Raw genomic sequence first — 23,367 nt, forward strand, 5'->3', positions numbered from 1 at the left:
AAAAAGGACGCCGTGTAGATACCTACATGGCTTCCCAGACAAAAAAGGACGCCGTGTAGATACCTACATGGCTTCCCCGGCGAAAAAGGACGCCGTGTACGTACTGACATTGTTAAAATATTGAAAAATGAAGCTTTGTACGTATGTAAACCTTATCCAACCAAATCAGTTTTTTAATGCTTATTCATACTGTTTATCGGTATGAAGTTTGGCACCAAACGTTGAAAATCCAGAGTTACGTTTTTGATTGATTGGATGAATTGTACGACCTCTTTGAGGTCGCAGGTTTGTAGCCAATATTTGGCTACAAACATCAGTACTCCGGCGGAGTCCGACAATGGTAAACGATCATTTAGAGGACAAACATAACACAGAAGTTGCACTTTTACTACAAACACTTAGTTTGTTACAAGCACAGTTCAGCCACCGCTTGCGCCCACATGTCATTATCGTTTAAACAGGGGACAGTATCATACTTTTTTCCGCCGGCTTCCATGAATGTCTCACGGCCTTCCACATGAATTTCTTCCAATGTTTCAAGGCAGTCGCTCACAAAGGCCGGACTTACCACCAACACTTTTTTAATGCCCTTTTCGGGGAAATGAGTCAGCACATCACTGGTGGCAGGCGACAGCCACTTATCGCGCCCCAACCGGGATTGGAAAGATAGCGTAAAACGATCATCAGACAACCCGAGTTCACGAGCCACCAGGCGGGTGGTTTCGAACACCTGATGCCGGTAGCAGGTAGCGTGTGCCGGCGATGCAACGGAACAGCAATCCTGTCCCTTCAGACAGTGACTGCCGGTTGCGTCACTTTTTAAAATATGCCTTTCGGGCACGCCATGATAACTAAACAACACCTGATCGTACTGCTGGTCTTCCAAATACGGGCGTATGGTTACAGCCAGCGAATGAATATATTTTGAATGGTTGTAATAAGGCGCTGTGGTTTTGAGGCGAAACTTAAAACGACCTTCATTATAAACATTTTCGACATGGGCCACGGCAGTTTCATAACTACTCATGGCATAATGCGGATACAGCGGGAACAAAATCACCTCTTCGGCATCGGGGTGTTCAGATTCAATTCGTTTTAAAACCGACATGGGCGTAGGATCACCATAGCGCATACAAAAATAGACAGGGCGCTGCGCAACCTTTTCTACTTTTTTAGCCAGCTTATTGGTGATAACAATCAAAGGAGAGCCTTCGTCAGTCCATATCGTCCGATATTTAGCGGCACTTTTAGGCGCCCTGAATGGCGATATAATACCCCGCACCAACAAAAAACGACCGATAAAAGGCAAATCAATGACCCGTTCGTCCATCAGAAACTCATTCAAATAACGACGCACATCTTTTACCGACGTCGAATTAGGGGAACCCAAATTGGTTAATAATATTATTTGTTTTGACATCCGACCATTCTATTAAAAAAAATAAAGATAAAATACTTTTCAGGGTTTTATCCACCTACAACCAATAATTCTATGAATCATCGTTTCAAGGCAAGCAATAATTTTTCTTCCGCACTGCCGGGTTCCGGTACAAAATCATAATCCCAACGTACCCTGGGTGGCAGACTCATCAGTATGGACTCTGTTCGGCCATTGGTTTTCAAACCAAACAGAGTCCCTTTATCGTAAAGCAGGTTAAATTCAACATATCTGCCCCGTCTTATCTCCTGCCAGTAACGTTGCTTCTCGCCATAGGCCATCTCCTTTCGTCGTTCAACAATGGGAATGTATGAATCAATAAATTCATGGCCCAATGAAGTAACAAATTCGAACCAGAACGATCCGCTGTGCTCTTTATCAGCACGCAGATAATCGTAAAACAGTCCGCCAATACCCCGTGCTTCGCTGCGGTGCTTGTTATAAAAATAGTCATCACAAACCGCCCTGTAACGGGGATATAAATTCAAGTCCAAACGATCACAAACCGCTTTCTGCGCCAAAATAAAATGCGCTTTATCGTCCTCAAAGAAATAATAAGGCGTCAGGTCGCTGCCACCCCCAAACCAAAAGTCAACCACTTCCCCGTCATTATCGTACAGCTCAAAATACCGATAATTAGCATGGACAGTTGGAACATAAGGATTTACCGGATGCAAAACCAGAGACAGACCGCAGGCAAAAAAATGACTAAAATCCGTCTTCAGGTACTTCATCATCGACTCAGGAAGCATGCCATGTACCGCAGAGGTGTTAACCCCACCTTTTTCAAAAACAGCCCCATTGGCAATAATACGGGTACGTCCCCCGCCACCGCCTTCACGTTGCCATAAATCCTCCTTAAACCGGGCTTTACCGTCTATGGTTTCCAAAGTAACACATATCTTATCCTGTAAATCATTAATAAACGTTTCAAACTCAGTTTTAAACCCTTTCATTACTATCATTTAAAAACCATTAATCTTAATCTATTGTGTACCCCTATGCCTTCTACAACTTTTTTTGGGCAAACTTGTTTACCAATCAGTACTAATTTCCTTCTAAAAAATGGTTTAATTATGGCTTTTACATTAGATCTTAAACAGAAAGCACCCGACTTCAACCTCCCGGCTACCGATGGGAAAAATTATACCTTAAAGGATTTCTCACAAGCAGACTGGCTGGTCATCTTTTTTACATGTAATCACTGTCCGTATGTAATTGGATCGGATGAAATAACACGCGCTACAGCCGAAAAATACAGTTCGAAAGGGGTTTCATTTGTGGGCATCAATTCCAACAGCGCAAATACCTATGCCGAAGACAGCTATGAAAATATGATTAAGCGCATGGAAAAGCATCATTTTCCATGGATATACTTACGCGACGAAAGTCAGGAAGTGGCAATGGCCTACGGGGCATTGCGTACCCCTCATTTTTATGTGTTTAATAAAAACAGAGAACTGATATACACGGGACGCGGCGTTGACAGTCCCCGCGACACCACAAAAATGAAGGAAAACACCCTCGATATTGTTCTGGAAGCGTTAACCTCTGGCAAACCGGCGCCATTTTCAGTCACCAACCCCATTGGCTGTAATGTTAAATGGGATGGTAAAGATCCACATTGGATGCCTGTTGATGCCTGCGATTTAGTATAATACAATGCTCAATTACAAATAAATCATTTTACGGGTCATACCGCCGTCTACGCGTATTTCTTCTCCATTGATAAAATCACTATCGGGTTGACATAAAAATTTCACCACAGCAGCTATATCTTCAGGCTTTCCAACGCGTCCTGATAAGTGCTGCGCATGGTCAGCGCGAGACAATTCGGCGTAATCGCCGGTATGAATCCAGCCGGGAGCAATACAATTCACCGTAATTGCGGTTCCTGCCAGTGAGTTGGCTAAAGCATGGGTTAACGAAACAAGCCCGCCTTTACTGGCCCCATACGCCTCCCCGCCGGGCTCCGACATAACATAGCGCGTAGAAGCAATATTCACAATTCGCCCAAATTGCTGACGCGGATGCCGACGGGCAAACTCACGCGCAAAAATAAAAGGAGCCCTTAAATTCACATCCAAAATCTCATCCCAATTATCGGTACTGGTATCCGGCAAACTGGTGAAACGACTGATCCCTGCATTATTAATCAAAATATCGCAATACCCCCACTCCTTTTCAACAGCCGACCAGACGTGCAGTATTTCTTTTTCGGAGGCAACATCCGCAACATGAATCATCATGCGGGGGTACTTATCTTTCATATAAGCCAACCCGCGCTCATCCTTATCCACTATTCTCACCAGACAATCCTGACGATAAAACATTTCCGCAATAGCTCTGCCAATCCCGTTGCCGGCACCGGTCACTAACACTTTATATTTTGTCATAAATACTTATTTTATAAACACTATTGTCCGGTAAAAAATATATTTTCCATTTAAGTGCTCAAGCCGCACGGGCTTTTACTTTTTTTCTACAGCAAAAAAAAGTAAACAAAAAATGCCGCCGCTGCAAGTAATTTCCTAAAAATCAATTTCATTGTCTAAAATCCGGGAACTCGCTTCGCTCAGACAGCCCGGATTTCTTTACGCCAATAAAATTGATTTTCTTAACGGAAATTCCTTGAGGCGGAAAGCAACCCCAATATCTCCTAAAATATCTGGCTCGCACATTGGAGCTGGGTTCTAATCATTTCTCTAAATTTTTACCGGACACCAATGTTTTATAAACTAATAATTAATGCTTGCAAAGAAAATCATCGTCGGCGCTCTGCCAGTTTTTAAAATGGACATTTATCACAGTAAACAAACATTTTTCAAACCCGGTAAGCCTAAAAAAATGGAACAATCTTACCGGCTACAAAAGTTTGCGTGCAGGCGCCGGGCAATAAGGTTTATTTTAGCGCAGGCTAATCTCAACCACATAATTTTTGATAAATCAGAACCAGCCAAATATATAAAAAAGGCCGTTGACATCAATTTGTCAACGACCTCCAGTCGTCTGCTAACACCAAAATCCGCAGAAAATATTACGTTTAACCGATGGTCAGGCTTGCTCTTAAGTTGAAAAATGAAGCATCCCTTCATTTATCGAAGCGTCCGGCCTGACAAATTTTAAGGCGTATTAAATTATTCAACAAAAAAAGAATTCAGCATCCAATCTTCCACATCAATCAAACGATCCGATTCTTCAATATCCTCGGCCAACATCCAGTCAGCAACTTCAATTTCATACTCCACTTCCCCCCAGCCATCTGCGACATCCACCATCCAGGATTCTATCGTTATATCAGACTGAAAATTCAACAAAGCCCTCTCAACCTCAGGTTCAAAGCCAAGCATCCATTCCATAACAGGCTTGTTAGCCGAATTAGCGGCCATTGAATAATCCTGTATTAACCAGTCCGGTATTTCCTGATGATCGTCAGAATTACAAAAACAAGGAGTGCCCATATAGACATCGAGCCATTTCAGATCAGACGAAGAAAAAGAATCATCTTGTGAACCGGAGAAAGAAAGCATCCAGTCCTCAAGTTCAATTTCAGGTTCCGAAAAGAGATAACGATACTCAAAAGAATAGTATAGAGGTTCTGGCAAAAAAGAAAAACTATTCTGAGAAACGCCGGTAGCACCTGCTGAAAGCATAAACAGCAGGCCCGCCCACAAACCAATAAACATCGCTTTAGTTTTCATATAACATCCTCCAGTTAATATTCGGATATTAACGATGAATCAATTTCGATGCCACAACCTACAAACAAAAACTAATCAAGCATTTAGATCGAATCATCTTAAAAAGGCTATTGGCTAATCCGTTCAAAACGAACGCCATTCTGTTCATATACGAACACCCTTCTTTCACGTTTCAAATAAAGGTAGAACGAAAACGAGGAGAAAGCAATGATTTTTTACACCGAAAGAATTGCTAATTTCAACAAAGCGGTTAATTTTGCAGTCGCAAACAATACCTGTTTCAACAAAACAAAATTTAGTTGTTATGCGGAAGTAGCTCAGTTGGTAGAGCATCAGCTTCCCAAGCTGAGGGTCGCGGGTTCGAGTCCCGTTTTCCGCTCCACAAAACCCTGCATATCCTGTGCAGGGTTTTATTTTTTCATCCCATTAAAAAACTATTAAACTTCGTTTCGCCACTAACAAAATAAACGCTTCCCGAAAAGAAACAAACAGAGATATTTAAAGACAGCCAAAAGCGCAACAGGAGAAATAATCCGCCACATAAAGACTTCACATTATTCAAGTGGCGAAACGAACAGGCTTGCAGAAAAGGTCAGCCTTGTATTCACAAAAAGAATTGACACATCAAAAATAAGAACCCAAAACTGCGCTATCGCTAAGGTATATTTCGGTCGAAGATAAACTCACTGTAATCAACCTGGTTAATTGGCTTCAGGAGCTCGTTGTGAATAAAAATATCCTCTTTTGATTTGGGTCGAAAATCATCAAGCCACCTGAAACCATTTAAAAGCCGGTTCGCTTCCTTGACCAAAAACGGCGGATTCAGATTCCCTGCCGGCTGATTTCGAAGGATAATACCTACAACCTGTTGGTTTTCGAGCAATATGGACAAACTGGACGACTCTGCTTTATTCATCCCAATAATCATCCCTTTATCCTTGGGATAATAAATGGCCTGTCCGTTACCATCCACATCAATACGATACAACTTATTATTTCGAATATGCCCGATCATGTCACGACCTTTGATTTGATTATACAACCCGAGTGAGTCTTCGGGCGCAATAACAAATGCATTATCTTCAAGCTCGGCTTTATAAAGCGCCCTATTGCGTGTAAATAATTTAATAACACTGGCACTCAGCTGATTTCCCATGGCCCATAATACCGGATCTTTATAAAACGTATTGATTGAATCCTGAAGGTTATAGACCATTGAGTCGCATCGTCCCTGAAAATCGTGACGGAAAAACTTCACATTATGAAAGGCTCTTATCATCTGAAATTCTGTGCTATCGATGGGATCAACCCGCAACGTATCGGCATGTAAAAACAGCGTATCAGCACCATAAATCTGCATCATCACGGCTTTTTTGGTTGCTACACCAGTATGTTTAAGCTCATTGTAATAGCCATAATTGCCCGTAACAATAACATGATTCGTTGTGTCATGTAAAGCCATACGGGAAAAGACCTCGCCAAAGCCACTCATACGATCATAAAAAATAGTATCGCCGTATAATTCCTGCTCCCCGCCTTTCACAGAACTATTGCGTTCAAGCTGGGCTACATTATTTTGGGTATCGTAAAATCCGGCTTCCGAATAAATGGTATTGCGCTGACTAACAATGGAAGTAGGACCAACAATCTTAACAATTTTAGGGATGGTAAAATACTGAAGCGTATCCGAATACATCGTATAATCAGGATTAACCACCACCACGCTGTCGCGAAAATGCGCCTCTTCGGTACGCGGATAGTAATAGCCCCACAAACTGGTCAACCGATTGTCTCCATTCGTTATCTCACCCCCATCATAATAATAAGCCACATCGTTTTTACGGTCGTAATCGAGAAATTGAGTGGTCAACACCACATCCTTATTCACAAGGCGCACATCTTCGCGTACCATTGCTTTATCCTCATTGCCCAAATAATTGAGCCGTTTACCGTACAGATGTATTGAATCGGACTGGATAACATGGATAGAACCATACGCCTGAACCATATTCGAGTCACGATAAAAAAAGGCACTGTCGCAGTACATCACAGTTTGAAGATGCCGGAAACGAACGGCCCCAAAAAGCGCCTGAACACCCTTTCCAAAACGCTCCGATCCCTCCATATAGTCGGCATGTTCAATATGGACCTGTGCTTTCTTTTGTCCATTAACCGATAATGAACAACCAACCAACCAAATGGCAGTCAGTAAGCAGCCTGACAAATTCAAAAACCTCATTCCAGTATATTTATGGGGCCTTGATAAAAATACAATAGGATTATTTAAGCCAGCCATCAAATTCGAACTGGCAGTTGGCCCAATTTGGGCTGATGGTAATATAGGTCTCTTTCTGTTTATTAACAATCCACTCATTAAATGCTTCTTCACGTTTTACATTTTCGAGCAACGTTTGCAAAAGCTGATAGTCATCGGTCGAATTAGCCCGGTGAGGTGGTGTTTTAGATTTCAGCTTGACCACAGCAAAATAATCTTTTCCTAAACGTTCATCTTTCATCATAAAAGCATTGGAGATATCTCCCTGCTCCATATTTTCAAGTTTTTTATTGATGGCTGGCGCAATCGACTGAATATCCATTTTAGTGGACTGGTCATAAGGATTAACCATTAATCCGCCATTCACCCGGGTATCTTTATCCATTGAAAACCGCAAAGCCGCCTCTTCAAACGACATTTTTTCTTCACGGATAAGATCGGCAATGGAATCGGCCCTCGCCTGAGCAGCAGCAATGGCCGCAGGCTTAGGCTTAGGACGCATCAAAATATGGCGCACATTAACCCGGTCGCCTTGCCGCTCAATAAGCTGAATAATATGATATCCAAATTCAGACTCCACAATTTTAGACACCTTGCCGGGCTCCTGCATATTAAAAGCCACCTGTGCAAAAGCAGGGACCAGTTCCCCGCGTGTCATAAAGCCCAATTCGCCACCTCTGGCAGCGCTGCCCGGGTCTTCGGAATAAAGGACTGCCAGCGTCGCAAAATCACGACCTTCATTCACTTGTCGTTGAAATTCACGAAGGCGACTCTTCACACGATCCACTTCTTCCACATCAAGTTCAGGATATATCGTTATTTGCTGCACTTCAAACTGCTCAGGAACCATAGGTAAACTATCGGGCGATGTTTTACGGTAAAAGGCACGTACGGCAGCAGGCGTTACCTTAACATTTTCGGTAATTGAAGCTTGCATCTGCTGCGTCAACATCTGGTTTCTTACAATGATGCGTTGCTCCTGTTTAATTTGGTGCAAAGGCTTATTGAGCCATTCTTCAAGCTTTTCTTTTGACCCTGCCCGGTTGATAAATTCGTTTATCTGGCGGTCAACCGTCATGATAACATTATTTTCACTGACCTCAATACTGTCAATTTTTGCTTGTTCCAGCAATAAATTCTGAAGCAACAGTTGCTCAAAAATATGACATTTCAAGTCACCGGCAAACGAAGACCCCTGCATCATAGCTTGCTGATACTGATATTCAACATCAGAACGCAAAACCGGGTTATCACCCACTACTGCAATAACTTCATCAATCACACTGCCTGATTGACAATAAATAAGAGATGCTCCGGGAATTGAAAATAACAGTAAGCTAAGAAAAAAACGTTTTATTGACAGCATATTTAATTATTTGAGTCCAAAATTAAAAAAACTAATGAAATATAATGAGTTTATCTTTCAGGGCTTTATCATACAAATCGTCGCCCAAATGATTAATAAACTCCAATCGCTTCTGGTTTAAAAGAATAGCACGTACCCGCTCTTTCACAAAGCTTAAAGGCGCTTGCTGTCCTGCCATATGATAATTATAAATAACTAAATAATAGTTGTACAACGAATCGGAGGTCTCATAGTACTTATTGTACTTCAAAAATCGTTCTTCGTTAAGAATCGGCTCGGGAAGCGAGCTATTAATACGACTAAAAGGAATCCATTCTTCAATAAACTGATCATATTTACGGGCGTACTGAAATGCGTATGCCTCCAAATTGACCAGATCCTCCGGTTCGCGCGAACGGTACCATTTTTTAAGATCTTTTTGATTAGGCACGCCGACGGGGATTTTCAAAAAAACCCCTTGAACAATATTATTCTGCAGTTTAAAATTATCCTGCATATCATTATAGTAAGTCTCAATTTCCTGATCGGTAACTTCCGGCAAATGCTTTTCCTGAAGCATTTTCTGCTGATACAAGTGTACCAATAAACTGGTTCGATACTCTTCTAATAATTTGTCCACATCCCTTTCCTGTGGCGTAAGATTCATCTCAGCCTGATGAAGCAACAATCGGGCCCTAATCCAACGGCTTATATAATCGTCGGCCAAAGCAACGCTATCCTGTGGACTGAGATTATCGGGGATAGCCTCATTCAACTGTTTCTGAGTCAGACTCCAGTCGCCCACGCTCACCACCGGCACATCACCCGGCGCATCAGGAACCGGGGTACAAGCTTCAAAAAGTACCACCCCACTCAAAAACACCAAGCGACCCCATTTCCAACTTTTTATCATCAATAAAATCTCCTTTTTCCCTGGTTATTATATTTCCGATTACAAAAAGAATCTATTTCTTAATTAACTTATAGTTGAACACCGGCCGATACTTCGTCCTCAAAGCTTTTACCCACTCTTCTTCAAGTTCTTTTTGCCAAGCACTCATAACCTTCCCTCTTACTTTCTGAAATGGCAGAGGATCAGCTCGTACCACTGTTCCACTCCAAACAACAGCCGAAGCATCGTGAAACGGATTTGTGTCAGGTAACAAATTACCCTGAGTGACTGGTGACAAATCATTCGCAAAATCAAAACGACCTTCCAAACACTCGAAGTCATCCTGCGAACCTTTCTCTTTCAATATTTGTACCACGTTTAACGATGGGTTTCGTTTTAACGCCTTCTGAACTTTTTTTGTCAACTTAGCTGAATTGATCCGGCACATCTCTCCTTCCAAAACAGGCGTTGGTTCAAATTGCGACAAATGCGTATCGTAATACTTTTGTAAAGCCAACGTATCATCGGCCACTTTTGACCATATTTCACGATTGGTCAAATCAAAAATCAAAAGTCCATCAAAATACTCATTTGACAAATATTTATAAGCTAAATTATTTGATGCCAATTGTGCACGCTCAACATCTAAAACCGATGCTTCCAAAAATCCATCCAATTGATGCCCAGTTACCAAACCATTGTTGGACGCTGCACCAGTCGCACCTCTTTTTGTTAAAAAATCATTGAGGGTAAAAGCTTCACCACGATAGGTTAAAAGCACAGTCTGTAAATCGGCGGACAATTTGATCCGAAGACTATCAGCCGTCATTTTGCCATTGGCGAGCAAACCCAATATCTCATTTTGAAGATCTTTATTAACAATATATTGATCCGAAGCCATACACTTTTTCACAAAAGCAACCTGCCCGGCTTTATCGCGGCCATCGCGGCTAAGCATTGACATAATATATTTTCTATCTCCCGAAGGTTGTTCGTTGGGAATCTTCTCCAGCAGCTTAATAATATGCCAACCATAATCAGTACGAACAGGTTTTGAGAATTCACCAACCTGTTTAAGCTGAAATGCGGCCTGTGCAAACTCAGGCACCATATTATCCAATGAAAAGGCATTCATCTCCCCACCATGCGAACTGGTGTATTCATCGTCGGAATATTGATTGGCCAAATCGCTAAAGTCGGCACCGTTAGCCAGCATTGAATAAACAGAGTCAACACTCTGTTTGCAAGCCAATTTTTGTGCTTCGGTAGCATTGTGAGGAAACATTTTCATGATGTGCGCAACCCGTACTTTCCCCGGATGCGGAATGCGTTTATGAACAAACAAAATATGATAGCCAAAATCGGTTCGAACCACTTCCGAAACCTGGCCGACTGGAGTTTCAAAAGCCATTTTTTCGAAAGGATAAATCATCCGAAAGGCGGAAAAATAACCCAGATATCCCCTGTTATTTTTGGCTGAAGGATCCTGTGAATAGTTTTCGGCCAGTTGATTAAAGTCAGCCCCCGCGATAGCCCGATTGCGCAGATCATTAATTTTATTCCACGCTTTCAATGTATCCGCGGGTACAGCGTCTGACGAAAGTGATATCAAAATATGACTGGCACTCACCATTTGCTCCATGTGGCGGGCAGCTTCATCAATCACCGCCGTTAAAGCAGACGAATCAACCAAAAAATCAGCTTTTAAATCTTCAGAGTATTTACCATACTCCTCTTTAAAACTGGCGGTTGTATCTAGCCCCTGATTAATAGCGTCAACCACTTTAAGTTTATAATTGATAAATCGCTCAGCAAAATCTGCCGGACTCTCATCAAATCCCGGAAGATTTTTGTTTTTGTTATATACATACCAGAACTCTCCTTCGGTATACTGATAATTAGCGATGGACAGAATTGTTTTGCCGGCATCCTGAGCTACAACCAATAAAGTTGTAAACAGCCAGAATGATAAAAATAAGAGACCTCGGTTGCGAAGCATTTGATTTTAGTTAAAGATTAATCAATAAATTAATTCACGACTGATAACGATCAAAGGCGATCATCAAAAAACGCGAAAAATTAATCAAATTAAACGTTTGTTGCAATTAATTTCATGGGTTAACGACATAAAAAAAAGGAAGCGAATGTGTGCTTCCTTTTTTTTATGAACCTCTAACTACCTGGAATAATTAGGTGCTTCGCTGGTAATGCTGACATCGTGGGGATGCGACTCGGCAACGCCCGCATTGGTAATACGTGTAAAACGGGCCTGATGAAGATCCTCAATATTTCGGGCCCCGCAATATCCCATTCCGGCACGCAAGCCACCAATCATTTGATAAATAACTTCATAGAGCGTTCCTTTATAAGGTACACGAGCCGAAATTCCTTCAGGAACCAGCTTTTTAATATCATCTTCAACATCCTGGAAATAACGATCTTTAGACCCTTTTTGCATGGCTTCAAGTGATCCCATTCCACGATAGGTTTTAAACTTACGACCGTTATATATAATGGTTTCACCCGGTGATTCCTCAACACCGGCAAACAATGAGCCAGCCATGACAGAGTGAGCACCGGCAGCCAGCGCTTTTACAATATCTCCACTGTAACGCAGTCCGCCATCAGCGATCAAAGGCACCCCGGTACCCTTCAATGCCTTTGCCACATCGTAGATGGCAGACAATTGCGGAACACCAACGCCGGCAATAACACGCGTGGTACAAATTGAGCCGGGCCCAATACCTACCTTAACGCCATCAGCACCAGCCTTCACTAAGGCAAGAGCCGCTTCGCCGGTAGCAATATTCCCCACCACCACCTCAAGCGTTGGATAACGGCGTTTAGTCTCCTTAAGCGTTTCAATAACCCCTTTTGAATGCCCGTGCGCCGTATCAATAACAATGGCATCAACATTTGCCTTAACCAAAGCATCAATACGTTCGTAGGTATTAAAAGTAACACCTATTCCACCAGCTACCCGCAAACGACCTTTTTCATCCTTGCAGGCCATTGGCTTATCTTTTGCTTTAGTGATATCTTTATAAGTCAACAAACCAATGAGTTTATTATCCTTATCAACCACCGGGAGCTTTTCTATTTTATATTCCTGAAGAATGGCAGCAGCACTTTCCAGATCGGTTGTTTGATTTGTCGTCACCAAATTTTTAGAAGTCATCACCTCATCAATGCGGCGCGCCATATTATTTTCGAAACGCAAATCCCTATTGGTAACAATACCAACCAGATAGCCATTTTCGTCGACCACCGGAATGCCTCCAATTTTATACTCGCTCATTAACTTAAGAGCATCGGCCACCGTTTTACCTTTGCGAATGGTTACGGGGTTGTAAATCATACCATTTTCAGCACGTTTTACCACCTCAACCTGCCGGGCCTGCTCTTCGATGGTCATATTTTTATGGATAACACCAATACCACCCTCACGGGCAATAGCAATAGCCATACGCGCTTCTGTAACAGTATCCATAGCCGCCGAAAGAATCGGAGTATTAAGAATAATGTTACGGGAAAAACGAGATACCAAAGTTACCTCGCGGGGCAATACCTCCGAATAAGATGGGATGAGTAAAACATCATCAAATGTTAATCCGTCAGAAACAATTCGATCTTCAATAAATGACATGGGAGAAGCTTTTGGATGTTTGAAATAAATTTTGGCAAAGGTACAAAAAATAGTCAATCGTCAGCATCCTGCCGGCAGTAACTTCGACGACACACTTTAGATGTAACACTTTTTCACAGTTTGCCCTATAAACAGTGGCTTTGAAGAGGCTATTAATTCAATTTTCATATATTTGCACACTGGGGAAACATTCAAACAAAAGTATTTCAGTTTTTTAAGCAACGTCATAATCATTACCACATCCTGATAATATAAGGATACAAATCGCACTCAGTCAATTGTAATAAATTATGAAACAATTAAAAACGGCAGGTCTAATTTTTCTTAGTTTGATGATTAGTTGTGGTCCTTCGCGGGAGGATGCCGCCAACGAACGCCTTCAGGAAGCGGAACAACTAACCAAAGAAGGGAATTACAATCTGGCAAAGCTAAAACTCGACACGCTGCTTTCACAATACAAAGATCAACAGACACAGGCTGAGCAGGCCACAAGAATGCTTAACCGAATCATTCTGAAAGAGCAGCAACGTAACGTCAGTTTTCTTGACAGCTTACTATCCGACGAACAAAAAAAGCTGGAACCCATGATGAAAAACTTCATTATCTCCGACGAATATGGTTCAGAAAAAATATTGATACACAAACGACAACGACCGGAAAATAGCTATAACAGAACATTCATAAGAGCGCATCCTGATTTAAAAGGAAATTTCTTCATATCGAGTCGGTATCATGGAACCAAATGGATTTCGCACCACCAGATAAAAGTTTATTACGATGGGAAATCTGCAACAACGGAATCGGTCCCTGAGGATGGATTTAACAACAGGCGTTTTGAAGACGGTGATTTTAAATGGGAAATAGTTAATTACAAGGATGGAAAAGACAACGGCGTCATTGATTTCATAGCAAAAAACTGGCAGGAGCCTTTACGGGTTCAGTTTATAGGGAAAGGTTACGAATACATCATTATGGAAAAATACGACCGGGAGGCCATACGTGATGGGTATGAGATATCATTCATCCTGAAAGAAATAGACCGGCTTAAAGCTGAAAAGAAAAAAGCGTTAAACACAATCAACCATTTAAAAAATAATTAATGTCATCAGTCTAAAAACTCTATTTCCCCCTTCACTCCCACTTTCAAAACAGTTTTTTACGACAATAAACTCACATTTTCGATTATTGTTATATTGATTTACCTTAAGGGCACATTACAAACGAAGGGTAGCCAAATACAGCTACCCTTCGTTAAATAATTTTTTTTATTAAAAAGGTAAATCATCACCCGATTCAGCCGGAGGAATTTCGGTCTCGGCAAAAGGTGGTGCAGGTGCATCCTGCGGAGCTTCAACGCCTGAGCTTTCAACACGCCATGCTTCAAGATTGGTAAAATAACTAACACGTCCATCTTTCTCCCATTTCCGTCCTCTAAGATTGAACGTCACCTTAAGACTATCACCCAGATTAAAAGAATCGAGCAATGCACATTTATCCTGCGTCAGCTGAAATTTCACAAAATCATTCCAATCACTGTTACGTTCATTGATGACTTCAATTACAAATTCGCGTTTTTTAAAGCTGGCAGTAATATCAACGGTATCATCCTTAACAATAAGATTACCGGTTATTTCGAAACTCATATATAACTATTTATTATGATTCAACAATTACAATTTTCTCAATCAGATCACCAGCACGAATGGCGTCGATGACATCCAACCCATCAACCACTTTTCCAAAACAAGTATGCTGACGGTCTAAATGGGCCGTGTTGCTGCGGCTATGACAAATGAAAAACTGCGAACCTCCGGTATCGCGTCCGGCATGAGCCATACTCAACACGCCCCGGTCATGAAACTGGTTCTCACCATCTAACTCACAGGGAATAGAATATCCAGGGCCTCCGGTTCCAACCCGTGGGTTGCCCGGCTCTTTGGAAAAAGGACACCCTCCCTGAATCACGAAATCAGGAATAACACGATGAAACCTTAGTCCGTCATAAAACCCTTCTTCCGACAGTTTAATGAAATTTGCCACCGTCCCGGGTGCATCATCATGATAAAACGCCACTTTCATAACACCTTTAGGGGTGTGTATTTCAGCACTCTTCATATATTCAATTTAAAAATTATGCAAATAGAAAAACAGCAGTAAAAGTAATGATAATCCCTCTATCAAACAAAAAAGAAAAAAAGGGAACCATTTCACATCAAAAAATAAGTATAATTGCCACCAGTAACAAGAACCATAATTTACTAAAAAAAACTACCTTTAACCCTAATTTAAAAGCTTGATGCCTTGGTCAAATTCAGACCATAACTATTTAATATATAGTCAAAAAAGACATCTGTAATCCAGGGCCGGGGTCGACAGACAAAAAGTGACAAAAACGCATTTTATAATGACAACTCACAAAAGTAGAGACATCGGCAATAACACAGTACAACATGAAAATGACACCTTTAGTATACCAGATTAAAATAACACTCGAAGGCATCCAACCCGATATATGGAGAAGGTTGTTTATTCAGGGGGATCTGTTCTTGCACGACTTTCATAAAATCATACAAACAGCAATGGGATGGGAAAATATTCATCTCCATCAATTTTTAAAAAACGACCGCATTTTTGGTATTGCAGACAACGAACCCGAATCACCGGAATTGTTCATGGATTACACATCAATCAGGGTAATGGATCTGTTAAAAGCGGAAGGTGACACACTACACTATTTATATGATTTTGGCGATTCATGGCTTCATAAAATAGATTTGGAAATTATAGAACCATACGATCAGGACATGTTTTATCCGATTTGTATTGATGGTGAACGGGCCTGCCCGCCGGAAGATTGCGGAGGAGTCCCGGGTTACAATGATTTGACACTTATAATGGCACATCCGGGGCATCCACGCCGCGATGAAATGGAAGAGTGGCTGGGCGATGACTATGATCCGGAAGAATTCGATGCAAATACAGTAAACGGCTATCTTCTAGAAGATGATTTCGGTTGTCTTCCATATCTGGACTAAGTAGTGTTTGTCTATAAAGTCAACTACTTCGTTACGCTTGTCATAAAAACAGTCATTTACAAAAAGTAAACTCCTTGATTTTGATGACTTCGCAAGCCTCGTATTTGAACTTTATATTTCAAACACTTAGTTTATGGACAGGCACTAAGTAGTGTTTGTCTATAAAGTCAACTTCTGCGTTATGCTTGCTCCCAAAATGATTGTTTGCTGGAGCAAGCTCCTATTTTTCGAACGGCACAAACCTTGATGTTAAACACCTGACTTTATCAACAGTCACGAAGTATAAATGCACTAAAAAAGCTCAGACAGGATGAAACCAAATCTGAGCTTTTTTTATGACAGATGAATCTAAATTCATCCATTCTGTTGTTATTATTTTACTATTTCAAGCAACTCAACCTCAAATATAAGGGTTGCACCTGGGCCTATTTTACCACCAGCTCCCTGATCGCCATAAGCTAAATCAGCAGGAATATAAAGTTTCCATTTGGATCCAACAGGCATCAGTTGCAAAGCTTCGGTCCATCCCTTAATAACCTGACTAACTCCAAAAGTTGCAGGTTCGCCACGGTCAACAGAACTATCAAACACTTCGCCATTGATTAAGGTTCCATGATAGTGACACTTAATACGACTGTCGGCTTTAGGCTTTGGACCATTACCTTCTTTGAGTATTTCGTACTGAAGTCCGCTTTCCAAAACAGTGACTTCAGGACGCTTGGCATTCTCAGCTAAAAAAGCAGCACCATCTTCACTCATCTTGGATGCGTCCTCTTTAGCCTGTGCATTTTTAGCCTCACGATGAGCGGTAAAAACCTTATTCAAATATGCATCGGCAGAAGAATCGTCAAAATACGATTTCTCATAAGCTACCTGGTTAATGTAAGCCGCTTTAAACACCTCAGCATTAAAACCGCCAAACTGGGAAGTCCGCTGCTCAATATATGCCTCCTTAAGCGCTACATCGGCAAAAATACGAGCTGCCTTTTTTAAATCCAATGTATCAAAAGGAGTATAGTTATTCATCATCTTCTCAAATTCTTTCCCTTCAAGATAACCTAATGCATAACTCAAACTATCCACTGAATCCGTCATTTTAACTTCACCAGCCCCGGGCACCCGGTCACAACTAATGCCAGCCAAAACCATTATTGCAAGGGCGGCTGCAAAAAAACTTCTTTTCATAAAAAAATCTTATTAAATTTTTATTCCAATAAAAAAACTAAGCAATAGCTAATAATTCAACTTCAAAAATAAGAGTGGTGTGAGGACCAATAGCCCCGCCGGCACCACGGCTACCATAAGCCAATTCAGATGGAACAAACAAACGCCATTTGGAGCCAACCTGCATCAGCTGAAGTGCCTCAACCCATCCCTGGATCACACCATTTACAGGAAATTCGGCGGGTTCACCACGTTGCACCGAACTGTCGAAAACAGTGCCATCAATAAGCGTCCCGTGATAATGACATTTCACTTTATCGGTAGCCTGAGGCCGTTCGCCATCGCCAGAGGCAATCACTTCGTATTGAAGCCCACTTGCTAAAGTGACCACTTCGTCCCGTTTTGCATTTTTCTCCAAAAAAGCTTTGCCCTCAGCAATTGCAGCTTCATGTTTTTTACTCTCCAGTTGGGTAAAAAACGTTTGAAGTAAATTGTTCGCTTCATCCACTGACATTTCGGTCTTACCACCATTTAAAACAGCTTTCAGGCCGTTAATAAATGCGTCTTCATCCAATTTCTCAAGACCCGAATTAGCCAGATTTTGAGCTATATTCATGCCCAGCGCATAACTAATATTCTTCATTACAAATATTTAAATTAAAAAATCGCTGAAAGTTACAATAAAAATTTGTGGCGACACAAGGGTCATACAAAATTACACCGGCTTTATAGCCCGAATCATTTCTCTTTTTCCGGGAGGGCCAGGCAAACGATCCACAACATAGCCAGCAGCCGCTAAAGCTCGTCGCACAGTCCCTTTGGCCGAATAAGTAGTAAGAATACCACCCGGATTTGTGGCCTCAGAAAGCTTAACAAACAAATCAGGCGTCCACATTTCAGCTTGTTTATCAGGCCCAAAAGCATCAAAATAAATAAGGTCGTAGCTGGCATCAAACTGAAACCGATTAAAATCTGTCTCTATCTTACGCAGAAAAAAACCTGATTGAATCAATTGCTCTGATTCCCAGGCACACTGATGCATTCTATCAAAGAATTCACGAGCGCCTTGAAACGGATAAACTTCAGGATAATTAATAGCCTTACCATACTCCTTAGGTAAAGGGTATTTCTCCAACGAATGATAATGACACTCGGAATTCCCGTTCATCGAAGCCAATGTCAGATAGGCATTAAGGCCTGTGCCAAAACCAACCTCCAAAAGATTAAATTTAGATTTATTGATTTGCTTCAAACCCGCATTAATAAATACGTGCAACGATTCCTGCACCGCCCCGTGAACCGAATGATAATGTTCATCCAAATCAGGCCGGTATAACGTAGTACTGCCGTCTTCCGACACCATCAGCTCTATTTTTGGAAAATCTTCCTCACTCATCTGTTTAAATATATTACCTCAAAAAACAACTCTTAAGAAATCGTTCAATCAGTTTATCAGACACAATCGACTCCTTCTATTTCTTTTTAATAAACCACTGTTGTCGTAAACGTGAAGGCAGCAAAACAATCAGACGAGAAGCAGGAAACCCTGCCCCTTCCCCATCGTGATGATTTAACACCCGCCGAAACCATAAAGGAGATATAGTACCTTTAAAAACACTGGTTATTGAAATAGCCCACCAAATACCAAATAAACCGAGCGTTGGAATCTGCATCAACACATAAGCCAGCGGGATTCGTAGCCCCGTAAAAATAATTCCTGTTAACGCCGGAGGAATTGTTCGTCCAACCCCATTAAAAGCCCCGCGAGTGGTTATTTCGTAAACCATAAACAACTGTGATACCGACAAAATACTTAAATAAACACCACCCAGATACTGTGAATTTTCCTGATCAAAAAACAAAGAATAAATATCGTCTCCAAAAAATATAAAAACTAAAGAAACGGGTAAAGCAAGACAGGTACCTATAAACAGAGTATAGCGGTATCCTTTACGAATGCGATCCCAAAACCCGGCGCCGAAATTCTGTCCTGTAAAACTACCCAAAGCGGTTGCAAAACCTGATGCCGTCATCCACGACAGCGCTTCAACCTGCCCACCAATACTTTGAACAGCAATCGCAACCGGCCCATACTGGGCTACAAAACGTGCCAATATCATTCCAAATATGGCAAACAGCCCACTCTCGGCAGCTACCGGAAGGCCCAAAGAAAAAATACGTCTGGAAATAATCCGGTCAAAATTAAACTGTCGCAGATGAAGCTTTCCCATTTCTTCTTTAATAACGAAACGGTACACAAAAGTAACAAACACGATCATTTGCGAGCCAAAAGTGGCCCAGGCAGCCCCCTCTATTCCCATGGCCGGAACAAACTTCCATCCAAAAATCAGCAGCGGATCGAGCACCAAATTCAAACCTACACCAATGGTCATATACCAAAATGGCAAACGGCTATTGCCCATACCATTATATATACCTGAGAAAGTGGGGTTCACAAAACTAAAAATAAAAGCCAGTGATACAATTCGCAGATAAGCCGCCCCATTCGTATTTACGGAAACAGAAGAAATACCAAAAAAACGGATCAACGAAGGGGCAAAGATATAGGTCACAGTTGCCATAGCAGCAGTAATAATGATAGCCCATAACAGAGCATGACGCACAAAACGCATAGCCTGTGGGGTATCTTTTCGTCCCAACGCCTGCGAAACGCCAACCTCAGCGCCAACCCGGGTAATCAACAAAACCGATATTCCCAGCCACACAAAAAAACCGGCAGCTCCAACAGCAGCGACCGCATTCTCACCCAAACGACCCAACCAAAGCATATCGGTGAGATTATAGGTCATTTGCATGAAAGAAGCACCGATAGTTGGTACGGCCAAACGAAATAAATGCCCCATGATAGGGCCTTTTGTCAAATCAGATTGTCGGATATTCATATAAAATAAAAAAGACACCCTTAAAAAAAGAGCGTCTGCAAAGGTAAAATAATCCTATTTAAAGCAAGAGAATAAAGCGTCCCGATAAAATGAGTAACGCATTAAAAGAACATCAACCAAACACCTTATTAACACGTGGTTGTATCAACCAAATTCCTATGGGAAAAATTAAGAGCCACAAAAAATCCATATAAAAATCAGAGAATTTTGCATTTCTTTTTAATTCGACCGATTTCAACCATTTTGCCACATAGAAAAAACAGTAAATTCTTGACAAAACAAAAATTATCTGCATCGGGATAATCACGTTTAAGGAAGCCATAAGCCAATTAGCCATGGATATTTTACCCATTCCCATCACTAATGAAGCAATCAACCAGGCTATAAAAACCAATAAAATTAGAATCATGGGCAGGATTACCAACCATTTAAACAATCGAAAACGTTTAGCCGAATGCGATTCGATACGTTCCGACAGAAACTGACCGCCTTTCCAGAGCCATAAATAAATGACTAATTCAGATATAACAACAGCTAAAGCACCAGAAATGAACACCATGGCCCCATTAAAAACATAAAATGGCACATTAAATCCCACAAACAATATTACAAATGGCAAAACAAAACCGCCCACAAAATAATGCCAATGCCTGGCCAATAAATATTTACTCATGATTTTTTAGCTCGTCAAACACCCCTACACAATTAAAATCTATCTCTCTAATCAAAGTCTGCGTATAAAGTCCAACTTCTGCCTTACGCTTGCTCTAAAATTGCGGTTTACACCAGTAAATACATATTCCCAGAGCAACACAAGCCTTAAATTTGAACATTTCTTATCAAACACTTGAGTTTTCTTGTGATACTAACTAACCATAAATGCCGTTATTGATTCGTTTTGTTAAGCAAAATGGCCATATGTTCTGTTATAACGTGAAAAACAAGGTTCGGTTACAATAATTACAGACAAAAATAACCTCAACGACAGTCAAAACAAAAAAAAATTATTAATTTAAACATCTGATTTCACAATACATAAAAACATTCTTTCCAAGAATTTTTAGAAAAAATGTTTTTTCCATCTAAAAAACATCAATTGTTTAAAAAAGAATTATCTTTAGACATTATTTTAATACTTTAAATACCTATAAATGAACATTTTTGTTGGCAGCTTACCCTTTCGGTTGGAAGAAGCTGAATTAAAAGAACTGTTTGAGGCTTATGGTGAAGTGGCATCGGCCCGTATTATTACCGACAAATTCTCAGGCAGAAGCCGGGGTTTCGGTTTTGTTGAAATGCCCGATGATGCAGCGGCTCAAAAAGCCATTGACGAACTTAACAATGCCGAAATTAGCGGACGTACCATTGTTGTAAACAAATCAGAAGAAAAAAAAGACTCTGACCGCAAGCGCTCCTTTGGGGGCGGCCAAGGCGGTGGCAACAGAGACGGAAACCGAAGAGGTGGCTTCAACAGAGAAGGTGGTAACAGAAGAGACTACTAATCGTTCAACAACATAAAGAAGCTTTAATTCTTTTGAAACGGGCAGGGATTTGAAATCAAATCCCTGCTTTTTTTACGCATCGCAAGAGTGACACGCCTCCTCTTCAAACTCAACAGCAATAGTAGGGTGATTAATACCCGCCTCCCGAATCAACACTTCGGCCTGCAAACGAAGCGCTTTCATCGTATCTGATAAGACTGCATCGCCTACCACCAAATGAAGACTCATGATATGATACGAGGCATCCATACTCCAGATATGAACATCGTGAATGTCATGAACTCCTTTTATGGCTAACAATTTAACCTACAGGTCGTCGTAATCAAATCCTTCAGGGGTAGACTGCAAAAATACGCGAAAAACACGTTTCAAATTACCCACCACATTGTAAAGAATAAACGCTGCAACAACCAATGAAAGCAAAGGATCGATGATATACCAACCTGTAAAATGAATCAAAATACTTCCAACCAGCACAGCCACCCAGCCTAATACATCGTCCAACAGATGCAGCATGACTGCCCGGTTGTTTAACGATTTCCCGCCACCCTGCAACCGTAATACAGCTATTCAGTTAAACACTATTCCAGGAACGGCCATCAACATCATGCCCGTCGCTTTCACTTCCTGAGGTTGGATAAAACGAGGGAGTGCTTCAAAAATAATAACAACACTACCAATCACTAATTATAATACTCGTTATTAAAGCACCTAAGATAGAAAAACGCTTATAACCACAGGTAAATCGTTTATCTCGTTTACGATCAGCAACTTTTTCGAGCCATAAGGATCCCCCCCAATGGCAACAGTGTCTCCTAAATCATGTATTGCATCCGATAAAATTGCCATTAAATTTGTAAAAATACCTCCAACAAATTCAATGACAGTAAACAATAAATTCAAAGCAAAAACCACCATAAGACGCTGCCTTACTGTTGTTGTTGTTTTTGATTCTCAACAGAATGATGAATATGCGCCATAAGAAAAACATTAATAACATCAAAACCAACAACCACCATACACCGCTATCCTCGTCAATCCTAATTGTTGTCTATTAATTTGATAAAAACAAATGATGAAATAAATAATTGTTAAAATGGTGAAAATACTAAGTAACGGTTCAATAACACCCGTATTCTTCCATTTAGTAACGCAATAATAAACCAGTTCTCAATTGGGAAAGCATTATAGCAACATATGTCATTGGCAGCCGGTTTTAAGCAAATAAAATATGGCATTGAAAGTATCACACAAAGAGTATTTACTATTACTTTTGTATTTTAAACAGCCATTAAATAGCCTTCACGGGCTATCAGAAAAACTGGTTGGATTGTGATTTACACAACACAAACAGACTGTAAATAAAAAGTTATAAACATAAACTCAATTAAATTACTTATAGTCACTATTTTACTTACTAAATTCATAAATTTAACAGCTACTAAGACTTAAAAGAGATGAAACGA

Annotated in this window: 23 protein-coding genes and 1 tRNA gene; 5 read left to right on the plus strand and 19 right to left on the minus strand. The window is 40.9% G+C overall.

The features are described 5' to 3' along the window. Positions 1-406: 406 nt before the first annotated feature. Together hemH and hemF are read right to left on the minus strand one after the other, a co-directional pair. Positions 407-1,420 carry a ferrochelatase gene (gene hemH, locus ACT3CD_RS12330; RefSeq protein ID WP_444645938.1) on the minus strand — a complete coding sequence of 338 codons (1,014 nt, stop codon included), beginning with the start codon at positions 1,418-1,420 and terminating at the stop codon, positions 407-409. 77 nt (positions 1,421-1,497) lie between these two features. Further along, positions 1,498-2,403, minus strand: coding sequence for an oxygen-dependent coproporphyrinogen oxidase (gene hemF / locus ACT3CD_RS12335; protein ID WP_444645939.1), 906 nt, complete (start codon positions 2,401-2,403; stop codon positions 1,498-1,500). Positions 2,404-2,514: 111 nt separating this feature from the next. Between hemF and ACT3CD_RS12340 the strand changes: the two genes are divergently transcribed. Next, a complete protein-coding gene (locus tag ACT3CD_RS12340) occupies positions 2,515-3,096 on the plus strand; it encodes a thioredoxin family protein (RefSeq protein ID WP_444645940.1) in 582 nt (193 codons plus the stop codon). 12 nt (positions 3,097-3,108) lie between these two features. On the opposite strand, the gene ACT3CD_RS12345 is transcribed toward ACT3CD_RS12340, so the two are convergent. Continuing rightward, complete coding sequence (locus ACT3CD_RS12345) at positions 3,109-3,834, minus strand: SDR family NAD(P)-dependent oxidoreductase (protein ID WP_444645941.1); 726 nt, start codon at positions 3,832-3,834, stop codon at positions 3,109-3,111. 741 nt (positions 3,835-4,575) lie between these two features. After that, on the minus strand, positions 4,576-5,139 hold the full coding sequence (locus ACT3CD_RS12350; RefSeq protein WP_444645942.1) for a hypothetical protein: 564 nt from the start codon (positions 5,137-5,139) through the stop codon (positions 4,576-4,578). Between the two features lie 306 nt (positions 5,140-5,445). Between ACT3CD_RS12350 and ACT3CD_RS12355 the strand changes: the two genes are divergently transcribed. Next, positions 5,446-5,521: transfer RNA gene (locus ACT3CD_RS12355), tRNA-Gly, on the plus strand. A 273-nt stretch (positions 5,522-5,794) separates the two neighbouring features. Here ACT3CD_RS12355 and ACT3CD_RS12360 read toward each other — a convergent pair. The 5 genes from ACT3CD_RS12360 to guaB form a co-directional block, all read right to left on the minus strand. Next, complete coding sequence (locus ACT3CD_RS12360; RefSeq protein ID WP_444645943.1) at positions 5,795-7,378, minus strand: OstA-like protein; 1,584 nt, start codon at positions 7,376-7,378, stop codon at positions 5,795-5,797. A gap of 40 nt (positions 7,379-7,418) precedes the next feature. Next, entirely contained in the window at positions 7,419-8,780 is a 1,362-nt protein-coding gene (locus ACT3CD_RS12365) for a peptidylprolyl isomerase (RefSeq protein WP_444645944.1), read from the minus strand. Between the two features lie 31 nt (positions 8,781-8,811). Then, a complete protein-coding gene (locus tag ACT3CD_RS12370) occupies positions 8,812-9,672 on the minus strand; it encodes a hypothetical protein (protein WP_444645945.1) in 861 nt (286 codons plus the stop codon). Positions 9,673-9,724: 52 nt separating this feature from the next. Continuing rightward, a complete protein-coding gene (locus ACT3CD_RS12375; protein WP_444645946.1) occupies positions 9,725-11,650 on the minus strand; it encodes a peptidylprolyl isomerase in 1,926 nt (641 codons plus the stop codon). 177 nt (positions 11,651-11,827) lie between these two features. Then, a complete protein-coding gene (gene guaB, locus ACT3CD_RS12380) occupies positions 11,828-13,297 on the minus strand; it encodes an IMP dehydrogenase (protein ID WP_444645947.1) in 1,470 nt (489 codons plus the stop codon). A 290-nt stretch (positions 13,298-13,587) separates the two neighbouring features. Here guaB and ACT3CD_RS12385 point away from each other — a divergent pair, with 290 nt between their 5' ends. Next, entirely contained in the window at positions 13,588-14,397 is an 810-nt protein-coding gene (locus ACT3CD_RS12385) for a hypothetical protein (RefSeq protein ID WP_444645948.1), read from the plus strand. A gap of 168 nt (positions 14,398-14,565) precedes the next feature. Here the strand turns inward: ACT3CD_RS12385 and ACT3CD_RS12390 are convergent, their stop codons facing one another. Together ACT3CD_RS12390 and ACT3CD_RS12395 are read right to left on the minus strand one after the other, a co-directional pair. Further along, a complete protein-coding gene (locus ACT3CD_RS12390) occupies positions 14,566-14,940 on the minus strand; it encodes a DUF3127 domain-containing protein (protein ID WP_444645949.1) in 375 nt (124 codons plus the stop codon). Between the two features lie 13 nt (positions 14,941-14,953). After that, positions 14,954-15,412, minus strand: coding sequence for a peptidylprolyl isomerase (locus ACT3CD_RS12395; RefSeq protein ID WP_444645950.1), 459 nt, complete (start codon positions 15,410-15,412; stop codon positions 14,954-14,956). 335 nt (positions 15,413-15,747) lie between these two features. On the opposite strand from ACT3CD_RS12395, the gene ACT3CD_RS12400 reads away from it, so the two are divergent. Further along, entirely contained in the window at positions 15,748-16,332 is a 585-nt protein-coding gene (locus ACT3CD_RS12400; protein ID WP_444645951.1) for a plasmid pRiA4b ORF-3 family protein, read from the plus strand. Positions 16,333-16,704: 372 nt separating this feature from the next. On the opposite strand, the gene ACT3CD_RS12405 is transcribed toward ACT3CD_RS12400, so the two are convergent. From ACT3CD_RS12405 to ACT3CD_RS12425, 5 genes are all read right to left on the minus strand, one after another. Further along, on the minus strand, positions 16,705-17,517 hold the full coding sequence (locus ACT3CD_RS12405) for an FKBP-type peptidyl-prolyl cis-trans isomerase (protein WP_444645952.1): 813 nt from the start codon (positions 17,515-17,517) through the stop codon (positions 16,705-16,707). 37 nt (positions 17,518-17,554) lie between these two features. Then, positions 17,555-18,139 carry an FKBP-type peptidyl-prolyl cis-trans isomerase gene (locus ACT3CD_RS12410; RefSeq protein WP_444645953.1) on the minus strand — a complete coding sequence of 195 codons (585 nt, stop codon included), beginning with the start codon at positions 18,137-18,139 and terminating at the stop codon, positions 17,555-17,557. 72 nt (positions 18,140-18,211) lie between these two features. Beyond that, a complete protein-coding gene (gene mnmD / locus ACT3CD_RS12415) occupies positions 18,212-18,892 on the minus strand; it encodes a tRNA (5-methylaminomethyl-2-thiouridine)(34)-methyltransferase MnmD (RefSeq protein ID WP_444645954.1) in 681 nt (226 codons plus the stop codon). A 76-nt stretch (positions 18,893-18,968) separates the two neighbouring features. Then, positions 18,969-20,360: an MATE family efflux transporter gene (locus ACT3CD_RS12420; protein ID WP_444645955.1), complete on the minus strand. Its 1,392-nt coding sequence runs from the start codon at positions 20,358-20,360 to the stop codon at positions 18,969-18,971. A gap of 151 nt (positions 20,361-20,511) precedes the next feature. After that, positions 20,512-21,072: a hypothetical protein gene (locus ACT3CD_RS12425; RefSeq protein WP_444645956.1), complete on the minus strand. Its 561-nt coding sequence runs from the start codon at positions 21,070-21,072 to the stop codon at positions 20,512-20,514. 478 nt (positions 21,073-21,550) lie between these two features. On the opposite strand from ACT3CD_RS12425, the gene ACT3CD_RS12430 reads away from it, so the two are divergent. Then, on the plus strand, positions 21,551-21,901 hold the full coding sequence (locus ACT3CD_RS12430; RefSeq protein ID WP_444645957.1) for an RNA recognition motif domain-containing protein: 351 nt from the start codon (positions 21,551-21,553) through the stop codon (positions 21,899-21,901). Between the two features lie 72 nt (positions 21,902-21,973). Here the strand turns inward: ACT3CD_RS12430 and ACT3CD_RS12435 are convergent, their stop codons facing one another. From ACT3CD_RS12435 to ACT3CD_RS12445, 3 genes are all read right to left on the minus strand, one after another. Further along, positions 21,974-22,201 carry a cation transporter dimerization domain-containing protein gene (locus tag ACT3CD_RS12435; RefSeq protein ID WP_444645958.1) on the minus strand — a complete coding sequence of 76 codons (228 nt, stop codon included), beginning with the start codon at positions 22,199-22,201 and terminating at the stop codon, positions 21,974-21,976. A gap of 6 nt (positions 22,202-22,207) precedes the next feature. Continuing rightward, the gene (locus tag ACT3CD_RS12440) at positions 22,208-22,456 is read right to left on the minus strand and encodes a cation transporter (protein ID WP_444645959.1); all 249 of its coding nucleotides are present in this window, start codon (positions 22,454-22,456) and stop codon (positions 22,208-22,210) included. 156 nt (positions 22,457-22,612) lie between these two features. Then, positions 22,613-22,819 (minus strand): cation transporter, encoded by a 207-nt coding sequence (locus ACT3CD_RS12445; protein ID WP_444645960.1) that lies wholly within the window; start codon positions 22,817-22,819, stop codon positions 22,613-22,615. Positions 22,820-23,367 lie beyond the last annotated feature (548 nt).

This window comes from Geofilum sp. OHC36d9 (assembly GCF_052400685.1).
Taxonomy (GTDB): domain Bacteria; phylum Bacteroidota; class Bacteroidia; order Bacteroidales; family Marinilabiliaceae; genus CAZHHH01.

Excerpts from the sequence above, each read along its gene's own strand:
- ACT3CD_RS12410 (WP_444645953.1), bottom strand. The coding sequence starts at position 18,139 with ATGAAGAATATTAGTTATGCGCTGGGCATGAATATAGCTCAAAATCTG.
- ACT3CD_RS12370 (WP_444645945.1), bottom strand. The coding sequence starts at position 9,672 with ATGATAAAAAGTTGGAAATGGGGTCGCTTGGTGTTTTTGAGTGGGGTG.
- ACT3CD_RS12395 (WP_444645950.1), bottom strand. The coding sequence starts at position 15,412 with ATGAAGAGTGCTGAAATACACACCCCTAAAGGTGTTATGAAAGTGGCG.
- ACT3CD_RS12445 (WP_444645960.1), bottom strand. The coding sequence starts at position 22,819 with ATGGTGGTTTTTGCTTTGAATTTATTGTTTACTGTCATTGAATTTGTT.
- ACT3CD_RS12400 (WP_444645951.1), top strand. The coding sequence starts at position 15,748 with ATGAAAATGACACCTTTAGTATACCAGATTAAAATAACACTCGAAGGC.
- ACT3CD_RS12350 (WP_444645942.1), bottom strand. The coding sequence starts at position 5,139 with ATGAAAACTAAAGCGATGTTTATTGGTTTGTGGGCGGGCCTGCTGTTT.
- ACT3CD_RS12345 (WP_444645941.1), bottom strand. The coding sequence starts at position 3,834 with ATGACAAAATATAAAGTGTTAGTGACCGGTGCCGGCAACGGGATTGGC.
- ACT3CD_RS12425 (WP_444645956.1), bottom strand. The coding sequence starts at position 21,072 with ATGAGTAAATATTTATTGGCCAGGCATTGGCATTATTTTGTGGGCGGT.
- ACT3CD_RS12420 (WP_444645955.1), bottom strand. The coding sequence starts at position 20,360 with ATGGGGCATTTATTTCGTTTGGCCGTACCAACTATCGGTGCTTCTTTC.
- ACT3CD_RS12375 (WP_444645946.1), bottom strand. The coding sequence starts at position 11,650 with ATGCTTCGCAACCGAGGTCTCTTATTTTTATCATTCTGGCTGTTTACA.
- hemF (WP_444645939.1), bottom strand. The coding sequence starts at position 2,403 with ATGATAGTAATGAAAGGGTTTAAAACTGAGTTTGAAACGTTTATTAAT.
- ACT3CD_RS12365 (WP_444645944.1), bottom strand. The coding sequence starts at position 8,780 with ATGCTGTCAATAAAACGTTTTTTTCTTAGCTTACTGTTATTTTCAATT.
- ACT3CD_RS12405 (WP_444645952.1), bottom strand. The coding sequence starts at position 17,517 with ATGAAAAGAAGTTTTTTTGCAGCCGCCCTTGCAATAATGGTTTTGGCT.
- ACT3CD_RS12340 (WP_444645940.1), top strand. The coding sequence starts at position 2,515 with ATGGCTTTTACATTAGATCTTAAACAGAAAGCACCCGACTTCAACCTC.
- ACT3CD_RS12430 (WP_444645957.1), top strand. The coding sequence starts at position 21,551 with ATGAACATTTTTGTTGGCAGCTTACCCTTTCGGTTGGAAGAAGCTGAA.
- ACT3CD_RS12385 (WP_444645948.1), top strand. The coding sequence starts at position 13,588 with ATGAAACAATTAAAAACGGCAGGTCTAATTTTTCTTAGTTTGATGATT.
- mnmD (WP_444645954.1), bottom strand. The coding sequence starts at position 18,892 with ATGAGTGAGGAAGATTTTCCAAAAATAGAGCTGATGGTGTCGGAAGAC.
- hemH (WP_444645938.1), bottom strand. The coding sequence starts at position 1,420 with ATGTCAAAACAAATAATATTATTAACCAATTTGGGTTCCCCTAATTCG.
- guaB (WP_444645947.1), bottom strand. The coding sequence starts at position 13,297 with ATGTCATTTATTGAAGATCGAATTGTTTCTGACGGATTAACATTTGAT.
- ACT3CD_RS12390 (WP_444645949.1), bottom strand. The coding sequence starts at position 14,940 with ATGAGTTTCGAAATAACCGGTAATCTTATTGTTAAGGATGATACCGTT.
- ACT3CD_RS12360 (WP_444645943.1), bottom strand. The coding sequence starts at position 7,378 with ATGAGGTTTTTGAATTTGTCAGGCTGCTTACTGACTGCCATTTGGTTG.